16 protein-coding genes are annotated in these 19,745 nt (G+C 52.7%); 11 read left to right on the top strand and 5 right to left on the bottom strand.

Going from position 1 to position 19,745, the window contains the following annotated elements:
• Positions 1 to 267 precede the first annotated feature (267 nt).
• Positions 268 to 1,347 carry an ornithine cyclodeaminase gene (locus tag UNDKW_RS04920; protein ID WP_162057813.1) on the top strand — a complete coding sequence of 360 codons (1,080 nt, stop codon included), beginning with the start codon at positions 268 to 270 and terminating at the stop codon, positions 1,345 to 1,347.
• Between the two features lie 34 nt (positions 1,348 to 1,381).
• Complete coding sequence (gene rocF, locus UNDKW_RS04915) at positions 1,382 to 2,293, top strand: arginase (protein WP_162057812.1); 912 nt, start codon at positions 1,382 to 1,384, stop codon at positions 2,291 to 2,293.
• 77 nt (positions 2,294 to 2,370) lie between these two features.
• Here the strand turns inward: rocF and cadR are convergent, their stop codons facing one another.
• Positions 2,371 to 2,817 (bottom strand): Cd(II)/Pb(II)-responsive transcriptional regulator, encoded by a 447-nt coding sequence (cadR, locus tag UNDKW_RS04910; protein ID WP_162057811.1) that lies wholly within the window; start codon positions 2,815 to 2,817, stop codon positions 2,371 to 2,373.
• A gap of 264 nt (positions 2,818 to 3,081) precedes the next feature.
• On the opposite strand from cadR, the gene UNDKW_RS04905 reads away from it, so the two are divergent.
• From UNDKW_RS04905 to UNDKW_RS04885, 5 genes are all read left to right on the top strand, one after another.
• Positions 3,082 to 5,385, top strand: a complete 2,304-nt coding sequence (locus tag UNDKW_RS04905; protein WP_162057810.1) for a heavy metal translocating P-type ATPase — start codon at positions 3,082 to 3,084, stop codon at positions 5,383 to 5,385.
• 33 nt (positions 5,386 to 5,418) lie between these two features.
• Positions 5,419 to 5,787, top strand: a complete 369-nt coding sequence (locus tag UNDKW_RS04900; protein WP_162057809.1) for a hypothetical protein — start codon at positions 5,419 to 5,421, stop codon at positions 5,785 to 5,787.
• A 140-nt stretch (positions 5,788 to 5,927) separates the two neighbouring features.
• On the top strand, positions 5,928 to 7,208 hold the full coding sequence (locus UNDKW_RS04895) for a TolC family protein (protein ID WP_162057808.1): 1,281 nt from the start codon (positions 5,928 to 5,930) through the stop codon (positions 7,206 to 7,208).
• Positions 7,209 to 7,216: 8 nt separating this feature from the next.
• Complete coding sequence (locus tag UNDKW_RS04890; RefSeq protein WP_162057807.1) at positions 7,217 to 8,746, top strand: efflux RND transporter periplasmic adaptor subunit; 1,530 nt, start codon at positions 7,217 to 7,219, stop codon at positions 8,744 to 8,746.
• A gap of 20 nt (positions 8,747 to 8,766) precedes the next feature.
• Entirely contained in the window at positions 8,767 to 11,895 is a 3,129-nt protein-coding gene (locus UNDKW_RS04885) for an efflux RND transporter permease subunit (protein WP_162057806.1), read from the top strand.
• A gap of 76 nt (positions 11,896 to 11,971) precedes the next feature.
• On the opposite strand, the gene UNDKW_RS04880 is transcribed toward UNDKW_RS04885, so the two are convergent.
• The 4 genes from UNDKW_RS04880 to UNDKW_RS04865 form a co-directional block, all read right to left on the bottom strand.
• Entirely contained in the window at positions 11,972 to 13,405 is a 1,434-nt protein-coding gene (locus tag UNDKW_RS04880) for an NAD(P)(+) transhydrogenase (Re/Si-specific) subunit beta (protein WP_162057805.1), read from the bottom strand.
• Positions 13,405 to 13,728 carry an NAD(P) transhydrogenase subunit alpha gene (locus tag UNDKW_RS04875; protein ID WP_162040008.1) on the bottom strand — a complete coding sequence of 108 codons (324 nt, stop codon included), beginning with the start codon at positions 13,726 to 13,728 and terminating at the stop codon, positions 13,405 to 13,407. Before UNDKW_RS04875 ends, UNDKW_RS04880 begins: the two co-directional genes overlap by 1 nt.
• Before the next feature lie 83 nt (positions 13,729 to 13,811).
• Positions 13,812 to 14,177 carry an aspartate 1-decarboxylase gene (panD, locus tag UNDKW_RS04870; RefSeq protein ID WP_110255112.1) on the bottom strand — a complete coding sequence of 122 codons (366 nt, stop codon included), beginning with the start codon at positions 14,175 to 14,177 and terminating at the stop codon, positions 13,812 to 13,814.
• Positions 14,178 to 14,228: 51 nt separating this feature from the next.
• A complete protein-coding gene (locus UNDKW_RS04865; RefSeq protein ID WP_162057804.1) occupies positions 14,229 to 15,344 on the bottom strand; it encodes a Re/Si-specific NAD(P)(+) transhydrogenase subunit alpha in 1,116 nt (371 codons plus the stop codon).
• A gap of 464 nt (positions 15,345 to 15,808) precedes the next feature.
• Between UNDKW_RS04865 and UNDKW_RS04860 the strand changes: the two genes are divergently transcribed.
• The 4 genes from UNDKW_RS04860 (at position 15,809) to UNDKW_RS04845 (ending at position 19,635) form a co-directional block, all read left to right on the top strand.
• Complete coding sequence (locus UNDKW_RS04860; RefSeq protein ID WP_162057803.1) at positions 15,809 to 16,300, top strand: NUDIX hydrolase; 492 nt, start codon at positions 15,809 to 15,811, stop codon at positions 16,298 to 16,300.
• The gene (gene mnmA, locus UNDKW_RS04855; protein WP_162057802.1) at positions 16,297 to 17,394 is read left to right on the top strand and encodes a tRNA 2-thiouridine(34) synthase MnmA; all 1,098 of its coding nucleotides are present in this window, start codon (positions 16,297 to 16,299) and stop codon (positions 17,392 to 17,394) included. The genes UNDKW_RS04860 and mnmA overlap by 4 nt, the downstream gene beginning before the upstream one ends.
• 317 nt (positions 17,395 to 17,711) lie before the next feature.
• A complete protein-coding gene (locus UNDKW_RS04850) occupies positions 17,712 to 18,659 on the top strand; it encodes a MurR/RpiR family transcriptional regulator (protein WP_162057801.1) in 948 nt (315 codons plus the stop codon).
• Position 18,660: 1 nt separating this feature from the next.
• Entirely contained in the window at positions 18,661 to 19,635 is a 975-nt protein-coding gene (locus UNDKW_RS04845) for an isoaspartyl peptidase/L-asparaginase family protein (protein WP_162057800.1), read from the top strand.
• Positions 19,636 to 19,745: the final 110 nt, after the last annotated feature.

Raw genomic sequence — 19,745 nt, 5'->3', positions numbered from 1 at the left:
TTACATGAAATTTACATCTTATTTAGCAATCTATTTCTTTTCCCGGCTGGCTACAATGGTAAACAGAATACATAGCACAACAGGTGCGCAAGAGCCTGATGCGAAATGGGTCTGGTGGATTTTCAAAAACATCACTCTTCTTTGAAAGAGTGAATGGAAGTCTCGCAACATCAGGAAAACCAGGGTGATTTCGCAATAGCCTCTGAAATGTGTTCCCGCAAGTCCTTATACATAAATACTGTAAATACGGTAAACACGGAGAACATCATGGTGACCTTCATCGGCACAAAAGAACTGCAAAACCACTTGAAGAAGACCAGGCTGGAAGATGCCATTGCGCGTCTGGCTGGCATGATCAAGGAAGATTATTTGCGCTGGCAGTCATTCGACAAATCGGCACGGGTGGCGAATCACTCCGACGTGGGTGTCATAGAACTGATGCCTATCTCTGACGGTAGCCAGTACTCATTCAAATACGTCAATGGTCACCCCAAAAACACCCAGGCTGGTTTGCTGACGGTAACTGCCTTTGGCGTGCTGGCAGATGTGAATACCGGTTACCCTCGCCTGCTGTCAGAACTGACACTGACAACCGCCATACGCACCGCCGCCACCTCGGCGCTGGCAGCGACTTACATGGCCAGGCCAGACAGCCGCGTCATGGCCCTGATCGGAAATGGTGCGCAAAGTGAGTTTCAGGCAGTGGCTTTTCATGCCATGCTGGGCATCAAAGAGTTGCGCGTCTATGACATAGACCCTGCAGCAACCGACAAATTAATTCATAATTTGCGTATGTATCCAGAATTGCGTGTCATACGTGCCAGTTCAACTGCCGAGGCAGTCAAGGGCGCGGACATCTTAACCACGGTGACAGCAGACAAAACCAATGCCATCATACTGACCCCGGACATGATAGAACCCGGCATGCATATCAATGGCGTAGGTGGTGATTGCCCCGGCAAGACAGAATTGCATGCAGATATTTTGAATAACGCGCATGTGGTGGTGGAATATGAACCGCAATCGCGCATAGAAGGTGAATTGCAACAAATGCCGGCGGACTTCAAGGTAACCGAGTTGTGGACTATCCTGGCAGGTAATGCCACTGGCCGCAGCCATGCCGGGCAAGTCACGGTATTTGATTCTGTCGGTTTTGCGCTGGAAGATTTTTCTGCCATGCGTTATCTGGAAAAATATGTCATGCAGGCCAACTCACCGGTACTGGATTTGATCCCTGAAATGATGAACCCGAAAGACCTGTTTGGTATGGGAATGGCAGCAACAAGCAGCAATGTTGCCAGCCCGGCCCGTAGCGATACAGAATGTGCAGTACCAATAAACGCCTGAAGTCTTTCCTGACAGGGCATTACACTAGAAACGAATGAAAACCATTTCCTTAATTGGAGCTCCTACCGATGTAGGCGCAAGCGTCAGAGGCGCGGGCATGGGGCCCGACGCATTACGTGTGGCAGGCCTGAACGAGGCTTTGACGGCACGCGGCCTGAAAGTCATTGACCATGGCAATTTGCATGGTCCGGCCAATCCCTGGGAACAACCAGTAAATGGCTTGCGCCACCTGAAAGAGGCGATAGACTGGAACCAGGCCGTGTATGACGCCGTCGATAAGGCCTTGCAGGATGGCCACATGCCCATGATGTTAGGTGGTGATCATTGCCTGGCAATAGGTTCCATCAGCGCGGTGGCAGCACACTGCCGCCGCGTCGGCAAGAAACTGCGCGTGCTGTGGTTTGATGCCCATGCAGATAGCAATTTATCCACCATCAGCCCTACCGGCAATATCCACGGCATGCCTGTCGCCTGCCTCATGGGTCATGGTCCCAAGGAACTGATCAACTATAGCGGCCAGACTCCTGCCATACAGCCTACCGACATACGCCTGATAGGCATACGCAGTGTCGATGATGGCGAGCGCAAGTTCATTCATGAAATGGGCATGCAGGTATTCGACATGCGCTACATCGATGAATACGGCATGCGCAATGTCATGTCTTCCGTGCTGGCCAATCTGGACAGCAATACCCATTTGCATGTGAGCTTCGACCTCGACTGCCTTGACCCCGGCATCGCCCCAGGCGTTGGCACCGCAGTCCTGGGTGGCCCAACTTATCGTGAAGCGCAGTTGTGCATGGAAATGGTGGCCGACACCGGCTTGATGGCGTCGCTGGATGTGGTAGAGCTAAACCCTGCGCTCGATGTGCGCAACCAGACTGCGGTACTGGCAGTCGATTTGATCGAAAGCCTGTTTGGCAAATCAACGCTGGTCAGGATGTAAGCGAGAATGTAAGGAATATCAGGTCATCGGCCGTTTTTTGCTGATGACCTGTTCAATCTTCAAAGGCTTTGTAGCCATCAATGACAGCCACTACCGTGGCTACCCAGATTACGCACCGGATGCTCTTCCGCCGTACCCAGATTCTGCAAAATACCGCAATCTTTTGTTGCCTGCGCGCTGGTGCATAACTTGCGTAGGGACTTTAACTGTGACTCCAGTCCCTTCAACTCCCTGATGCGGTGCGCGACATGTTCTATATGTTTGTCGAGCAAGGCATTTACTTCTGAACAATTATCCTCAGGCGCATCGCGGAACTGCAATAGCTGGCGTATTTCGTCCAGCGTCATATCCAGAGAACGGCAATGTCGTATGAATTGCAGGCGCTCTGCATGCATTTCACCATACAGGCGGAAATTGCCCTGCGAGCGGCTGGCTTGTGGCAACAAGCCCTCTTTTTCATAGTAGCGTATGGTTTCTACCAGGCAACCGGAGCGTTTTGCCAATTCGCCAATTTTCAATTCCATTTGTATGACTCCATCAATTTAAATCTAGTGGACTGTAACAGTGGAATCGAGAGTGAAGGACATGTGCCCGGCGCATCAGGGCAAGGCAAGCGTGGAACAAATGAACACAGCGATAGCGGGGCTATCGCGAGTATTTGCAACGCAGCCATGATCGTCGCGCACATGGCAGGCACTCCGATTTTCACTGTTACAGTCCACTAGTGCTTGACTCTATACCTGCTACAGGGTGTCTAATGCTCACTATACCTCTTTTCCGGAGTCAGCATGGCACATCAGCATCAACACGATCATTCAGGGCACGGCCATGGACATAGCCATGGACACACTCATGAACATGGCGATGAACAAAAGCATGAATCAGTGCACAAGCATGCGCATAGCTGTTGCGACCACGGTGAGGTCAAAGTGGTGCCGGAGAATGAAAAGCCTATAGCCTCACCTGCCGGTACATCGACCGTGGTGTATTCCATAGAAAACATGGATTGCCCGACAGAAGAAGGCTTGATACGCAATAAGCTGAGCCCCATGCCCGGCATAGCCCAGCTTGATTTCAATCTCATGCAACGCAAACTGACGGTCAGCCATACGCTGGAAGACCAGGCAAAGATACAGGCTGTACTAACTTCGATCGGCATGCAGGCCGTGCTGTTAAGCGGAGATGGCAAAGACAATGAGGATGCAAGCGCAATACCGTCAGCAAACCCTGCACACAAATGGTGGTTGCTGGGTGCTGCCGGCGTAGCTGCAGTACTTGCCGAAACCTATGCCTACATCAGCGGCGCAGAAAAAGCCTGGCCCGTTATGCTCTTATCTGCCCTGGCGATACTGCTGAGTGGCACCAGTACCTATAAAAAGGGCTGGATAGCGCTGAAGAACCTGAACCTGAACATCAATGCCCTGATGACGATCGCCGTCACCGGTGCGCTGATCATAGGGCAATGGCCAGAAGCTGCCATGGTCATGGTCTTGTTCAGCCTGTCAGAAGCCATAGAAGCAATGTCGCTGGACCGCGCCCGCAATGCCATACGCGGCCTGATGGCAATGACGCCAGAGACAGCCAGTGTCTTGCAGGCAGATGGTAGCTGGCAGGATGTCGCAGCCAAAAACATCGCCATAGGCGCTACGGTAAGGGTTGCTCCGGGTGAACGCATCCCGCTCGATGGCGAACTCAGTCAGGGGCAATCCTCAGTCAATCAGGCACCTATCACGGGCGAGAGCATACCGGTTGCCAAGACAGTTGGTGACAAGCTGTTTGCCGGTACCATTAATGAAACCGGTTCTTTTGAATACCGCGTGACTGCTGCGCAAACTGACTCCACCCTGTCACGTATTATCCATGCGGTTGAAGAGGCGCAAGGCAGCCGTGCGCCTACACAACGCTTTGTCGATAGCTTTGCCAAGGTATACACGCCCATTGTGTTTGTACTGGCACTGGGCGTCATGCTCTTCCCTCCCCTGTTGCTGGGCCTGCCATGGATGGTGTGGGTATACAAGGCACTGGTCTTGCTGGTGATTGCCTGCCCATGTGCGCTGGTTGTCTCTACCCCTGTGACTGTAGTCAGCGGGCTGGCGGCAGCGGCCAAGGCGGGCATACTTATCAAAGGTGGCGTGTATCTGGAGGAAGGCCGCAAGCTGAAGTCACTGGCGCTCGATAAAACCGGCACCATCACCCAGGGGAAACCTGTTGTCACTGATGTCACACCGCTCAACGGCGACCAGGCCACGGCTTTGCAACTGGCAGCCAGCCTGGCTGGTCGCTCTGATCATCCGGTGTCAGGCGCGGTGACTGCCTATTCGACAACTCAGGGTAGCAGCGCATTGGAAGTCAGCAACTTTGAGGCGATTGCAGGCCGTGGTGTCAAAGGCCAGATAGCGGGCAAATGGTATTACCTCGGCAATCATCGCCTGATAGAAGAACTCAAGATTTGTAGCCTCTCTACTGAAGCAGCACTGTTCGCGCTGGAAGCGGAGGGCAAGACAGCAGTCATCATTGCCGATGAAGAAAAGGCCTTGGCAGTGATAGCCGTGGCAGACACCGTACGTGAAAGCAGCCGCCAGGCAATTGCAGAATTACATGCGCTGGGCATACGCACCGTCATGCTGACTGGCGATAATGAAATGACCGCAAAAGCCATCGCAAAAAACGTGGGCATTGATGATGCGCGTGGCAATCTGCTGCCGGAAGACAAACTGGCCGCCATCAACGACGAGCTGGCCAATCACGGCACGGTCGGCATGGTCGGTGACGGCATCAATGATGCACCGGCACTGGCGAAATCCAGCATAGGTTTTGCCATGGGTGCAGCAGGTACCGATACAGCACTGGAAACAGCAGACGTCGCCCTGATGGATGATGACTTGCGCAAGATCCCGCAATTCATCCGCCTGAGCCAGCGCACTGCCGCCATACTGAAACAGAATATTGCCCTGGCACTGGGTATCAAGCTGGCCTTCCTCGTCATGGCAGTCATGGGCATAGCGACTTTGTGGATGGCGGTATTTGCTGATATGGGTGCAAGCCTGCTGGTGATTTTTAACGGTTTGCGTCTGGTTCGCCGTCTGAAATAGTGACAACAAGCTTTAGGGTTTATAATTCACACCATGCTTAAAAAGTTCATCCTTATGATCATCGTTGCTTTCACTCTCCAGCTAAGCTGGTCGGTGGCGAGTGCGTATTGCATGCATGAGACGGACAAGACTTCGCAGCATTTTGGGCATCACCCGCATGAGCATGAAGCCAGGGATGGTGACAGTCATGCTGATAAATCTACAGACAAATCAGCGGCAAAAAAAACAGCTTCCCACCCAGACTGTGCGTCGTGCGCACATAGTCCACTGGGTGCGCATTCATCCAATCTGCCGCTAACAGAATCGACGCTGACCACTTATCAACTCACTGCGGCATCGCAGCAGACTCCTGCGCCTTTCCTTGCGCAACCTGAACGTCCCAAATGGATGGCCTTCGCCTAAGTCCGGCGAGGCATCTGTCTATATTCATTTCATTGCTTTTTTTTCGTCACGTAATTTTGCGTGCGCGTAAAGCGTTTCCAAAGCTAGAAACTTGACGGCTACTTGCTGGATTCTTCCTTTTCGTTTTTCTGGAGAATGCCATGCAAAAATTATTCTTGCCACTCGCTATAGTGGCTGTACTACTGTGTCCCATGCTGTTTCCCGTATCAGCACAGGCACAAAACCCATTGTCCTCGACCAACGCTGGCGTAATGACCTTGCCCATGGCAATAGCACTGGCCGTTGCCAATAACCCGGACATCGCTGCTGCCAGGCGTGAAGTGCAAGCCAGCGAGGGTGCATTGCGCCAGGCTGGTGTCATGCCCAACCCTGAACTGTCTGTCCTCGTCGAAGATGCCAGGCAAGACAGTCGTAGCACCACCATACAAATCAACCAGCCTCTGGAACTGGGTGGCAAACGCGGTGCACGCATCAGCGTCGCCGAGCGCAGTCGCAGCGCTGCCTTGAATGAACTGGCGATCAAATCAGCCGAGATCAGGGCAGCAGTCACTACACAGTTTTTTGCCGTGCTGATAGCGCAAGAGCGCCAGCGTCTTGCGACAGTGTCATTGGAACTGGCACAGCGTGCCAGCCATGCTGCCAGCCGCCAGGTCAGCCTCGGTAAAATCCCGCCACTGGAAGCCACCCGGGCGAGCATTGCCGAATCTGGCGTGCGTGTGGAACTTGCACAAGCCAATAGCGAATTACTGATAGCCAGGCAAGGTCTGGCAACCGCCATGGGCAGCAAACTGGCTGCTGAGCTGCAACTGCAGGGTGAATTCCATACTCTGCCCGCCTTGCCCGACTTGCAAAAACTGACGCAAGCCCTGGCACGCTCACCATTAATGCAACGCGCACAACTCGAAGTGGACAAGCGAATCGCCATGTCCGCACTGGAAAAAAGCAGGCAAGTACCGGACCTGACTTTAAGCATAGGCAACAAGCGCGAACAGCAAACTGGCCGCAACCAGGCCATCGTCGGCATCAGCATCCCGCTGAATCTGTTTGACCGCAATCAGGGCAATTTACAAGATGCTCTGAGTCGCGCAGACAAGGCCAGGAATGAATTGACAGCCACAGAAAACCGCCTGCATGGCGAGCTACTGCAAACCCATCAACGCCTGAGCCTGGCCAGGGAAGAAGCCGAGATGCTGAAGAAAGTCATGCTGCCCGGTGCACAACAGGCATATGAGCTCGCCATCAAGGGCTTTGAATACGGCAAATTCAATTTCATGGATGTGCTGGACGCCCAGCGTTCATTGCTGCAAGCCAGGGCGCAATACTTGCGCAGCCTGTCAGAAGCCCAGCGTGCGGCGGCGGATATCGAGGCTTACATAGGTGACAGTGAATTCAGCCTGTTCACCGCCACCTCTTCATTTTAGGATTTTGTATGAAACTGAATATCAATAAAAAAACTGCCGTGCCAGTCATCATCGTCATCCTCATAGGTGCGATATTGGCTGCGCTGATACTGAGCGCAGGAAAATCGAAAAAAACCGATGAACATGGCAGCCGTGCAGAGCAGGCTGAGCATGCCGACAATGAACATCATGACGAAGCCAGTGGAGCCGAGGCTGCCGCCAAAGGCCCGCATGGCGGCAAACTGTTCAGCAAGGATGGCTATGCGCTGGAAGTGACTATCTTCGAGCAAAACACAGCACCAGAATTTCGCCTGTATGCCTATCAGGATGGCAAGCCACTACCACCTGCAACCAATAACGTCACCATCAATCTGGAACGCCTGGGTGGAGCGGTACAAACCTTCAAGTTCAGCACAGAAAAAAATTATCTGAAAGGCGATGCCATCGTCGAAGAACCACATTCCTTCAAAGCCAGCATCACAGCCCAACATGCTGGCAAGAGCTATCAATTCAATTATGAACAGATAGAGGGCCGCGTCAGCATGAATGCCCTGAAGCGCAAGCAAAATGGCGTAGAGACAGAAATCGCAGGCGCGGTAAAACTGCAAAGCAATCTGAACTTGTTGGGTGAAGTGAAACTGAATGAAGACAGCATGCTGCAAATCGTGCCGCGCCTTGCAGGTATCGTGGAAAGCGTGGCAGTGAATGCGGGTGACAAGGTCAGCAAGGGTCAGTTACTGGCGGTGATATCCAGCCAGGCACTGGTCGATTTGCGTACTGAAGTGCTGGCGACACAAAAACGTCATGCACTGGCACGCAGTAATTTTGAACGCGAGAAAAAACTCTGGGAAGAAAAAATCTCAGCAGAGCAGGATTATCTGCAAGCCCGCAATGCCATGCAGGAATCCGACATCACCCTGCAAAGTGCGCAACAAAAACTGGCTTCCCTGGGTGCTGGCATGGCTACAAAGGGCAACCTGAACCGCTATGAAATCCGTTCACCCATCGCAGGTACAGTGACCGAGAAACACATCAGCATGGGGCAGTCACTCAAGGATGATGCTGCCATCTTTACGGTAGCCGATCTCAGCAGTGTCTGGGTGGAAATCGCGATACCTGCCAAAGACCTCAACCATGTCAGGACAGGCCAGAGCGCCAAAGTCAGCGCCAATGCCTTTGATGCTACCGCAGAAGGCAAGCTCAGCTATGTAGGCGCAGTCATGGGGGAACAAACCCGCACGGCCAAAGCACGCTTGCTGCTGCCAAATACCAAGGGTGTATGGTATCCCGGCCTGACTGTGAATGTGGCCCTGCTGTCAGCCGAAGTGGAAGTGCCGGTTGCGATAGTCAATGAAGCCATACAAATCATTGATGAACAAGCCACGGTGTTTGCCAGCTATGGCGATCAACTGGAAGCCAGGCCGGTGGAACTGGGACGCAGCGATGGCAAGTACACAGAGATACGCAAGGGCTTGCAGGCGGGTACGGCTTATGTTGCCAAGAACAGTTTCCTGATCAAGGCTGAGCTGGGCAAAGCTGCCGCCAGTCATGAACACTAAGAGCATGAGGAAAACACATCATGTTTGAAAAAATCATACAATTTTCGATAGCGCAGCGCTGGCTGGTCATCATGCTGACCTTGGTGCTGGCATCACTGGGTATCTTCAGTTACCAGCGCCTGCCGATTGATGCCGTGCCGGACATCACCAATGTCCAGGTACAGGTCAATACCGCTGCCCCTGGCTACTCACCACTGGAGGCTGAGCAACGCATCAGCTTTCCCATAGAGACCGTGATGGCAGGCCTGCCCAACCTGCAACAGACGCGTTCACTGTCACGCTATGGCCTGTCACAAGTGACCATCATTTTCAAGGATGGCACCGACATTTACTTTGCCCGCCAGCTCGTCAATGAACGTATACAGGAAGCCAAGGGCAAGCTCCCAGCAGGCATAGAACCTGGCATGGGGCCGATCTCCACCGGTCTGGGTGAGATCGTCATGTGGACAGTGGAGAGCAAGGAAGGCGCACTCAAGGCGGATGGTCAGCCCTACACGGCCACCGACCTGCGTGAAATACAGGACTGGATAGTCAAGCCACAATTGCGCAATGTCGCAGGCGTGACCGAGATCAATACCATAGGTGGTTATGCCAAGGAATTCCTGGTTGCACCATCGCCAGAAAAACTGGTGGCACATGGATTGAGCTGGCAAGATGTCGTCACTGCACTGGAAAAAAATAATGGCAATATCGGCGCGGGTTATATAGAAAGACGTGGCGAACAATACCTCGTCAGGGCACCGGGGCAACTGGCTTCCATGGATGACATACGCAATGTGGTCGTCAGCACCCAGAAAAATATTCCTGTCCGTATCAGCGACGTCGCCGAAGTCAGCATAGGCCGTGAATTGCGCACTGGTGCAGCGACAGAAAATGGCCGTGAAGTCGTACTCGGCACGGTGTTCATGCTGATAGGTGAAAACAGCCGCAAGGTATCGCAGGATGTGGCAAAAAAACTGGCTGAGATCAACCGCAGCCTGCCTCCCGGCATCGTAGCCAGCACCGTATATGACCGCACCGTTCTGGTAGACAAGGCCATCAATACGGTAAAGAAAAACCTGCTGGAAGGTGCAGTACTGGTGATTGCCATTCTCTTTTTATTTTTGGGGAATATCCGTGCAGCCATCATCACCGCCATGGTGATACCGCTGGCGATGCTGTTCACGTTTACCGGTATGGTGGGCAACAAGGTCAGTGCCAATCTCATGAGCCTGGGCGCACTGGATTTTGGCATCATTATCGATGGTGCGGTGGTCATCGTCGAGAATTGCGTGCGCAGGCTGGCTCATGCACAAGCGGCTGCCGGACGCACGCTGGACCGCAGTGAACGCCTGCAGGAAGTATTCGCCGCCGCCAGAGAAGCCCGCCGCCCCTTGCTGTTTGGCCAGTTGATCATCATGGTGGTTTACCTGCCCATCTTTGCGCTGACCGGGGTAGAAGGCAAGATGTTCCACCCCATGGCATTTACCGTGGTTGCTGCCCTGATTGCCGCGATGGTCTTGTCAATGACTTTCATCCCTGCCGCTGTCGCCCTGTTCATCGGTGAACACGTCAGCGAAAAAGAAAACCGTTTGATGCTGTGGGCCAAACAGCTCTATCAACCCATGCTGGATTTCGCACTGCAAAGCAAGGCGCTGGTCTTGAGCATCGTTGTGGTGGTACTGGCTCTGAGTGGCTTGCTGGCCAGCCGCATGGGTAGCGAATTTGTCCCCAGCCTGAATGAAGGTGATATCGCCCTGCACGCCATGCGCATACCCGGCACCAGCCTGAGCCAGGCTTTGCAAATGCAGATAGAACTGGAACATGTGATACGCACTTTCCCCGAGGTGGACAAAGTCTTTGGCAAGCTGGGTACGGCAGAAATTGCCACTGACCCGATGCCACCGAATGTGGCTGACACCTTCATCATGCTCAAGCCGCAAGCGCAATGGCCAGACCCAACGCGCAGCAAGGATGATCTGGTAGCAGCCATACAGGAAGCCGTGGAAAAAGTACCGGGCAATAACTATGAATTTACCCAGCCCATACAGATGCGCTTCAATGAACTGATCTCTGGCGTGCGCAGCGACGTGGCGATCAAAGTGTTTGGTGACGACATGGAAATCATGAACCGCACTGGGGAACAGATTGCCAGGATGCTGGAAAAAATTCCCGGTGCTGCCGATGTCAAGCTGGAGCAAACCACCGGCCTGCCTATGCTGAGCATCAACATCAACCGCGAGAAAGCGGCCAGGCTGGGTTTGAATATCAGCGATGTGCAGGACGTGATTTCCGCAGCGATAGGTGGCAAGGAATCTGGCACCCTGTTCCAGGGTGACCGCCGGTTTGATATCGTTGTACGACTGCCAGAAAATGTGCGCAGCGATATCGACGCCATCAAGCGCCTGCCGATTCGTCTGCCGAATGTACAAAATGGAGCGACCAGTTTCATTACCCTGGCTGACCTGGCAAGCATAGACATGGCACCCGGCCCCAACCAGATCAGCCGTGAAGATGGCAAGCGCCGTGTCGTTGTCACTGCCAATGTGCGTGGCCGTGACATAGGCTCCTTTATAAAAGAAGCACAGGAGCAACTGGCACAGAAGGTGAAAGTCCCGACCGCTTACTGGACCACCTGGGGCGGCACTTTCGAACAATTGCAATCTGCATCACAGCGCCTGCAAATCGTCGTCCCCGCAGCTTTGCTACTGGTCTTCATGTTGCTGTTTGCCATGTTTGGCAATATCAGGGACGGCTTGCTGGTATTTACAGGCGTGCCGTTTGCCCTGACTGGTGGCATAGTCGCCCTGTGGTTACGTGATATACCGCTGTCGATTTCAGCCGGTGTAGGCTTCATCGCCCTGTCTGGTGTTGCGGTATTGAACGGCCTGGTCATGATTGCCTATATACGCAGCTTGCGTGAAGAAGGCATGACGCTGGACAGAGCCATCCAGCAAGGTGCATTGACACGTCTGCGCCCGGTGCTGATGACGGCGCTGGTAGCATCCCTGGGCTTCATCCCGATGGCGCTGGCGACAGGCACTGGGGCTGAAGTGCAGCGGCCACTGGCGACGGTGGTTATCGGTGGCATACTCTCATCCACCCTGCTGACTTTGCTGGTACTGCCTTTGCTGTATCAACTGAGCCATCACAAGACAGATAAACCGTAATTACGGCCAAAACAAAATGCCCGGGAGCGAATATCGCTACCGGGCATTTTTATACATCTCAGCTTGGTTCAGCTAATTACTCAACAGCCTTCACCATATCTTCAATGACTTTCTTGGCATCGCCAAACACCATCATGGTTTTATCCATGTAGAACAGTTCATTGTCCAGACCTGCATAGCCAGAAGCCATGGAGCGCTTGTTGACGATAACAGTCTTGGCTTTGTAGGCTTCCAGGATAGGCATGCCAGCAATCGGTGATTTGGGGTCTTTTGCCGCAGGATTAACCACGTCATTCGCACCCAATACCAATACCACGTCTGCCTGGCCAAATTCGCTGTTGATGTCTTCCATCTCGAATACCTGGTCGTAAGGCACTTCAGCTTCTGCCAGCAAGACATTCATGTGACCAGGCATACGCCCTGCCACAGGGTGAATTGCATACTTGACTGTAATACCTTTGTGCGTCAGCTTTTCTGTCAGCTCTTTCAGGGCATGCTGGGCACGTGCCACCGCCAGGCCATAACCAGGAACGATGATGACAGTCTCTGCATTACCAAGCAGGAAAGCCACGTCATCAGCAGAGCCGGATTTAACGGTACGCTGGGCCTGGTCGCCAGTAGCAGCGGCAGCAGCTTCGCCACCAAAACCACCTAGTATCACATTGAAGAACGAACGGTTCATCGCCTTGCACATAATGTAAGACAGGATGGCACCGGACGAACCCACCAGCGAACCGGCAATGATCAGCATGGAGTTATTCAGCGAAAAGCCGATACCTGCAGCCGCCCAGCCAGAATAACTGTTCAGCATCGACACCACCACTGGCATATCAGCACCACCGATAGGGATGATGATGAGTACGCCCAGCACGAAAGCCAGAGCCGTCATGATGATGAACGGTGTCCAGCTTTGCGTGACGCAGAAGGCAATGCCGCAACCCAGCATCGCAATTGCCAATACCAGGTTCAACTGATGCTGGCCACTGAAGCTGACCGGTGCGCCCTGGAACAGGCGGAACTTGTACTTGCCCGACAATTTACCAAAGGCGATGACAGAACCAGAGAAGGTAATCGCACCGACAAAAGTACCAATGAACAATTCCAGGCGGTTACCGAAAGGGATAGGTTGGTCTCTTGCGACGATATTGAATACCCAGGGTTCAGACACAACGGCTACGGCGATACACACCGCTGCCAGACCGATCAATGAGTGCATCGCTGCGACCAGTTCCGGCATCTTGGTCATCTCTACACGTTTGGCCAGAGTTGCACCTATGCCGCCGCCGACAATGACGCCGATGGCAACCAGGCCATAGCCCAGACCTGCACCGGCACTTTCGTTTTTCAGCTTGACGATCAGGGCGATGGTGGTTGCAACTGCAACCGCCATGCCTATCATGCCAAAGGCATTACCACGACGTGCGGTGGAAGGATGGGACAAACCTTTTAACGCCTGGATAAAGCAGACCGATGCGATCAGGTACAGCATCGTTACCAGATTCATGCTCATTATTTGCCCTCCTTGTCAGCATGGGCAATGGCTTTAGGCTCTTTTTTCTTGAACATTTCCAGCATCCTCTGAGTCACCAGAAAACCGCCGAATACATTCACTGCTGCCAGTGCCACTGCCGCCGTGCCCATGACCTGGGCCAGCAGGCCTTCGGTCAAACCAGCGGCCAGCATGGCACCGACGATGATGATGGCAGAAATGGCATTTGTCACCGCCATCAAAGGCGTGTGCAGGGCCGGTGTTACTGTCCACACCACATGGTAACCGACATAAATTGCCAGCACGAAGATGATGAGGTTGGTAAGGGTATGACTAACTTCCATGATGTCCTCTCTTTAATTGGATTGAGACATGCAAATCGAGACATGAGCAAGCAAGACTTCAGATACTGCCTGCTCCGGCTACGTTATTTATACTCTTTGATACTGGTGATCTGATTCTTGCCATTGACGAAAACGACATTCGGTTTATACGCTTTTGCTTCTTCTTCTGTCATCGGCGCATAGGTACAGATAATCATCAAATCGCCCAGTTGTACGCGGCGGGCTGCAGCGCCATTGAGTGAAATTTCACCGCTGCCACGTTTGCCCTTGATGGCATAAGTGGAGAAGCGTTCACCGTTGTTGACGTTATACAGCTCTATCTGTTCGTTTTCGATGATGTTGGCAGCGTCGAGCAGATCTTCATCGATACCGCACGATCCTTCGTAGTGCAGGTCACACTGGGTTACAGTTGCGCGATGAATTTTGGCGCGGAGCATATTTCTTTGCATGGTCTTTCTACTTTCTGATACTGATTGCTAAAAACTTTAAAACTTTTTATTCTATTTCTTTAAAACTTCACCACCCGAGCAAACCAGGGTGGCAGCGACGATTTCATCTTCACGGTTAATCGCCAGCGCAGCATCCTTGTCAATGATGAGCTTCAAAAAGTCCAGCACATTACGGGAATAAAGGGCCGATGCATCAGCCGCCACCAGCGTTGCCAGATTCGGCTCGCCTATGATGTGTACACCGTATTTGGTGACTGTCTTGTTGAGTTCAGACAAGGGGCAATTGCCGCCCTGCTCTACCGCCATATCGACGATGACTGAGCCTGGCTTCATGGCTTTTACTGTTTCTTCCGAAATCAGTATCGGTGCCTTGCGGCCAGGAATCAATGCTGTCGTAATGATGATATCAGCCTGCTTGGCACGTTCATGCACGAGAGCAGCCTGCCTTTCCATCCACGCTGCTGGCATGGGGCGGGCATAACCACCTACACCTTTGGCGATTTCGCGTTCTTCATCGGTTTCATAAGGTACATCGATAAACTTGGCGCCCAGGGATTCAACCTGCTCCTTGACGGGCGGGCGTACATCCGACGCTTCAATCACTGCACCCAGGCGTTTGGCTGTGGCAATCGCTTGCAAGCCTGCAACGCCCACGCCCATGATCAGCACCCGTGCGGCCTTGACCGTGCCCGCCGCTGTCATCAGCATGGGCATGAAGCGCTGGTAGGTATTGGCGGCCAGCATGACGGCCTTGTAACCGGCGATATTGGCTTGCGAAGACAAGACGTCGAGCGACTGCGCACGGGTAATGCGCGGTGCAGCTTCGAGTGCAAATGCGGACAGGCCGTGTGTGGCCATGGCCGCGATATTGTCTGCGTCAAAAGGATTGAGCATGCCAACCAGCACCGTGCCTGATTTCATCAGCGCACGTTCTTCTGCATTGGGGGCACGCACTTTCAAGACCAGTTCAGCGCCCAGTGCATCGGCAGCAGTGCCAATTTCTGCACCGGCAGCCTGGTAGGCCTCGTCGGTAATACTGGAAGCCACGCCTGCACCAGACTGCACGATCACCTGGTGTTTGGCGGCGACATATTTCTTGATGGTTTCTGGGGTTGCCGCTACACGCGTCTCCCCCGGCCGTGACTCGGCGGGTATGCCGATTTTCATAGATTTGCTCCCTTTTTTAGTGTGAATATTGGTGTTTCAATTCCGTGCTGCAGCGGTCAAGGGTAAGCTCTGGCCGCTGCATTATTCTTTGCTGATTTTCTTGTAGATTAAGGCAGCTCACTTCCTTACCTGAATCTTACATTTGATATTCGACAACGATATTACACGCAAAATGTTTTTTAGCACAACCGTTCACTTTTTTGTGTTTTCTGCAAATTTCTTTAAAGAATCATGCTGATGACGCCCTGCAGACATCTATAAAACTAAATTATTTCCTTTAAAAACAGTCACTTAAAACTAAAATCAAAAACCGTACAAGTTTGGTGCAAAATCAAAATACAGCGAAAGCACAAAAATAAGCGAGCATAGATAAATTACGCATTAGCTAATTCGCTTTCAAATTTGCTGGTTTGCCACACAAAATTTGACGGCAAAGTAAAATGTCGGACTTACCGAGAGAAGCCATGTCTGCCATTTGGAAACCATCCGTCACTGTAGCCGCAATTATTGAGCGCGACCAACAGTTTTTCATGATTGAAGAAGAAACACCTGATGGTGTACGCATCAACCAGCCCGCCGGTCATCTGGACCCGGATGAAAGCCTGCAACAAGCCGTCATCCGCGAAACCCTGGAAGAGACTGCACACGACTTCACACCGACCGCATTGACAGGCACTTACCTGTCGCGCTTCATTTCACCCAAGACTGGTGAAGAAGTCACTTATCTGCGCTTTGCCTTTACCGGCGAACTGGGCGCGGCACACGACCGCGCCCTCGATACCGGCATCTTGCGAACCGTGTGGATGAGCTACGATGAGATCGTGGCGGCACAAGACAGGCATCGCAGCCCTCTGGTACTGCAATGCATAGACGATTATTTGCAGGGCAAGCGCGCGCCGCTATCCCTGTTGTTTACCCATCCAAGCGCACTTGGAAACTTGGAACCGCAAAAATGAGCAAGAAAAAAGTAGTGATAGGGATGTCAGGCGGCGTTGATTCTTCCGTCTCGGCATGGCTGCTGAAAGAACAGGGCTATGAAGTCATCGGCCTGTTCATGAAAAACTGGGAAGATGATGACGATTCAGAATACTGCTCTACCCGCGAAGACTGGATAGATGCCGTCAGCGTTGCCGACGTCGTTGGCGTTGATATCGAAGCCGTCAATTTCGCCAGCGAATACAAGGACCGTGTCTTTGCAGAATTCCTGCGTGAATACCAGGCTGGCCGCACACCGAACCCGGATGTGCTGTGCAATGCCGAAATCAAGTTCAAAGCCTTCCTTGACCACGCGATGAAGCTGGGTGCCGATTACATCGCCACCGGCCACTATGCCCGCGTGCGCGAAATGAATGGCCAGTTCCAGTTGATGAAAGCAATGGACGCCAGCAAGGACCAAAGCTATTTCCTGCACAGGCTGAACCAGAAACAACTGGCAAATACCCTGTTCCCGCTAGGCGAAATCCAGAAGACTGAAGTACGCAAGATCGCCGAGCAACTGCAACTCCCGAATGCGAAGAAAAAAGATTCGACTGGTATTTGTTTTATTGGTGAGCGCCCTTTCCGCGAATTCCTGAACCGATATTTATCGTACAAACCAGGCAATATACAAACGCCTGAGGGTGAAATCATCGGCCAGCATGTAGGCCTGAGTTTTTATACCCTGGGCCAGCGCAAAGGCATAGGCATAGGCGGCATCAAGTCGCACCAGAATGCCGATGGCAGCAGCGATGCCTGGTATGTCGCGAAAAAAGATGTGGAAGCCAATACCCTGTATGCCGTGCAAGGCCATGATCATCCATGGCTATTGTCTGCGGGGCTGGAAGCCGGGCAAGTCAGTTGGGTGGCGGGCGAAGCGCCGCAAGCAGGTGAGCTGTCAGCCAAGACCCGCTACCGCCAGCCTGATGTCGCTTGCCATTTCAGTGGTGACAGCGAGCGTTTTCAACTGGACTTCCCGCAAGCGCAATGGGCAGTCACCCCTGGTCAGTCTGCAGTTTTGTATGATGGTGATGTTTGCCTGGGTGGCGGAATTATTGATGTCGCCAGCCGCTAATTGTCGAAAAAAATGAAATGCCCACATGTCTGTGGGCATTTTTTTACCGTTTGGTAAATAACTGAATATGTTTCAATTCACTTTAATAAGTGCCGACAATCTTTTCAATTACACCACCATTAGCTTGCGTAAATTCAGGTAAATTCAGAACAAAATTTGATGTATTTTGTTTATCCTGACAAATCTCCTAAATAGACCAAATTATCCAAAATATGTACGGAGAGAGACATTCATCGATTTGACACGATTCATTTCTTTACAATTTAAATCGATGAAATTATATTTACATTTCTATTTCACCGGAAAAGCCAGCCGATATGAATCGTCCTGATACGCAATCCCTGGGTGGTACTGTTAATGCGCGCATAGGCAAGGTCTATATGAACTTGTCAAAAGCGCACAGAAAAGCAGCCGATTATGTGCTGTCGAATGTATTTCGATCAGCCACCATGTCTATCGATGAGCTGGCAAATGCCGTCGGCATCTCGGTCGCCACGGCAAATCGCTTTGCCAGGGCGCTTGGCTTTGAAGGTTATCCGCAATTCCGTGCTGAACTGGTGTATGGCTTTGAAGCCATGCTGGCACCTATTGATAATCTGCGCAGTGAAATCCAGCGTCCAGCCACCAGCACAGAAATCATTTCCAGCTCACTCAACGAAGACATGGCCAATCTGGAGGCCACCCGCCGCGGCCTGGCTCCTGATTTGTGCAACCATGCCGTGCGCCAGATCCTGAATGCGGAAAGAATTTACATCGTCGGCTATGGTGCCAGCGCCTTCCTGGCTGGCCTGATGGCGCATAGTCTGGACCCATTCTGTAATACCGTGCAATCAACCCTGGGCTCAGGCGGGCCATCGAATGTCGCAAGGCAATTGTTCAAATACACAGAGCGCGATCTGGTCATCGGCATTTCTTTCCCGCGCTATGCAGAAGATGTGGTCACTATCCTGCAGCAGTTGCGCGAAAAAGGCGTTCCTATCCTGGCGCTGACGGATGCACCAAGTTCACCATTGGCCTCACTGGCGAACATCACCCTGTATGCGCAAACTCGCCGCAACTTCTCCCCCAACTCTGAAGGTGCTGCGCTGTGCCTGATAGAAGCCATCTGCAGTGCCGTCGCCCACCAGGCCAAAGCCCCGGTGCATGCGGCATCTGAAATGACCAAGTTCATGCTGCCATGGTTGTATCAAGAACCGAATGCCACGACCCGCAAGCAGCATGCCGCGGCAGCCAGCAAGATCATCGACATGGACAGGCCAGCGTAAGATGGCCGCACCTGCTGCTATCGCCATCCACGGTGGTGCCGGCACTATCCTGCGCAGCAGCCTGACAGCGGAACAGGAAGCTCGCTATATGGAAGCATTGCGGTCTGTCGTTACTGCGGGTAATGAAGTATTGGCACAAGGCGGCAGTGCGCTTGATGCCGTGTGCCTGGCCGTCAGTCTGCTGGAAGATTGTCCGCTTTTCAACGCAGGCAAAGGTGCCGTATTCACCAATGCTGGCACCATGGAAATGGATGCCGCCATCATGGATGGCAAAACCCGCCGTGCAGGTGCCGTGGCTTGCATACAGCAGGTGCGCAATCCCGTTCGCGCTGCCAGAGCCGTCATGGAGCACAGCCCGCATGTCTTGATGGTAGGCAAAGGCGCAGAAGAATTCTTGCGCCAGCATGGCCTGCAATTCGAAGACCCATCGTACTTTTATACCGAAGAGCGCTACGCGCAATTGCAACGCACCCGGCAAGAGTCTGGTGTGCTGCTGGATCACGATGCAGCGAATTTGCTGACTTCAGTTTCAGAACCCGCACCACTTGATCCTGATAAAGAATTTGGCACGGTAGGTGCCGTTGCGCTGGATGCACACGGTAACCTCGCTGCCGCCACTTCGACAGGTGGCATGACCAATAAACTACCTGGCCGTGTGGGTGACACGCCTATGCTGGGTGCCGGCTGTTATGCCGATAACCAGACCGCTGCCCTGTCTGCGACGGGCACGGGGGAGGCCTTCATGCGCAGCCTGGCGCTGCATGATATTGCTGCGCAAATGCAATACCTGGGACTAAGCCTGGAGCAGGCTGCCAATAATGTCGTCATGGATAAACTACCAATGTATGAAGGCCAGGGTGGCATCATAGGCATAGACCGGCTTGGCAATATTGTCCTGCCCTTTAATACCGAAGGCATGTACCGCGCTTATCATCGCGTGGGCGAAGCAGCGTTTGCGGCAATTTATGCAAACTAACAGCAAGTAAAAACAGGACGCAAAATAAGCGGTAGTTTCGCCCTCCGATTACCGGGAACACTTATGTAAAAAACACCTATACTGCGGGTGTTTTCACTCCCTGAGATTAA

This window comes from Undibacterium sp. KW1 (assembly GCF_009937955.1).
Lineage (GTDB): Bacteria > Pseudomonadota > Gammaproteobacteria > Burkholderiales > Burkholderiaceae_D > Undibacterium.
This window is presented reverse-complemented; position numbering and strand designations above follow the sequence as displayed.

Excerpts from the sequence above, each read along its gene's own strand:
- UNDKW_RS04880 (WP_162057805.1), bottom strand. The coding sequence starts at position 13,405 with ATGAGCATGAATCTGGTAACGATGCTGTACCTGATCGCATCGGTCTGC.
- UNDKW_RS04850 (WP_162057801.1), top strand. The coding sequence starts at position 17,712 with ATGAATCGTCCTGATACGCAATCCCTGGGTGGTACTGTTAATGCGCGC.
- cadR (WP_162057811.1), bottom strand. The coding sequence starts at position 2,817 with ATGGAATTGAAAATTGGCGAATTGGCAAAACGCTCCGGTTGCCTGGTA.
- UNDKW_RS04845 (WP_162057800.1), top strand. The coding sequence starts at position 18,661 with ATGGCCGCACCTGCTGCTATCGCCATCCACGGTGGTGCCGGCACTATC.
- panD (WP_110255112.1), bottom strand. The coding sequence starts at position 14,177 with ATGCAAAGAAATATGCTCCGCGCCAAAATTCATCGCGCAACTGTAACC.
- UNDKW_RS04895 (WP_162057808.1), top strand. The coding sequence starts at position 5,928 with ATGCAAAAATTATTCTTGCCACTCGCTATAGTGGCTGTACTACTGTGT.
- UNDKW_RS04900 (WP_162057809.1), top strand. The coding sequence starts at position 5,419 with ATGCTTAAAAAGTTCATCCTTATGATCATCGTTGCTTTCACTCTCCAG.
- UNDKW_RS04920 (WP_162057813.1), top strand. The coding sequence starts at position 268 with ATGGTGACCTTCATCGGCACAAAAGAACTGCAAAACCACTTGAAGAAG.
- UNDKW_RS04875 (WP_162040008.1), bottom strand. The coding sequence starts at position 13,728 with ATGGAAGTTAGTCATACCCTTACCAACCTCATCATCTTCGTGCTGGCA.
- rocF (WP_162057812.1), top strand. The coding sequence starts at position 1,382 with ATGAAAACCATTTCCTTAATTGGAGCTCCTACCGATGTAGGCGCAAGC.
- UNDKW_RS04890 (WP_162057807.1), top strand. The coding sequence starts at position 7,217 with ATGAAACTGAATATCAATAAAAAAACTGCCGTGCCAGTCATCATCGTC.
- mnmA (WP_162057802.1), top strand. The coding sequence starts at position 16,297 with ATGAGCAAGAAAAAAGTAGTGATAGGGATGTCAGGCGGCGTTGATTCT.
- UNDKW_RS04885 (WP_162057806.1), top strand. The coding sequence starts at position 8,767 with ATGTTTGAAAAAATCATACAATTTTCGATAGCGCAGCGCTGGCTGGTC.
- UNDKW_RS04865 (WP_162057804.1), bottom strand. The coding sequence starts at position 15,344 with ATGAAAATCGGCATACCCGCCGAGTCACGGCCGGGGGAGACGCGTGTA.
- UNDKW_RS04905 (WP_162057810.1), top strand. The coding sequence starts at position 3,082 with ATGGCACATCAGCATCAACACGATCATTCAGGGCACGGCCATGGACAT.
- UNDKW_RS04860 (WP_162057803.1), top strand. The coding sequence starts at position 15,809 with ATGTCTGCCATTTGGAAACCATCCGTCACTGTAGCCGCAATTATTGAG.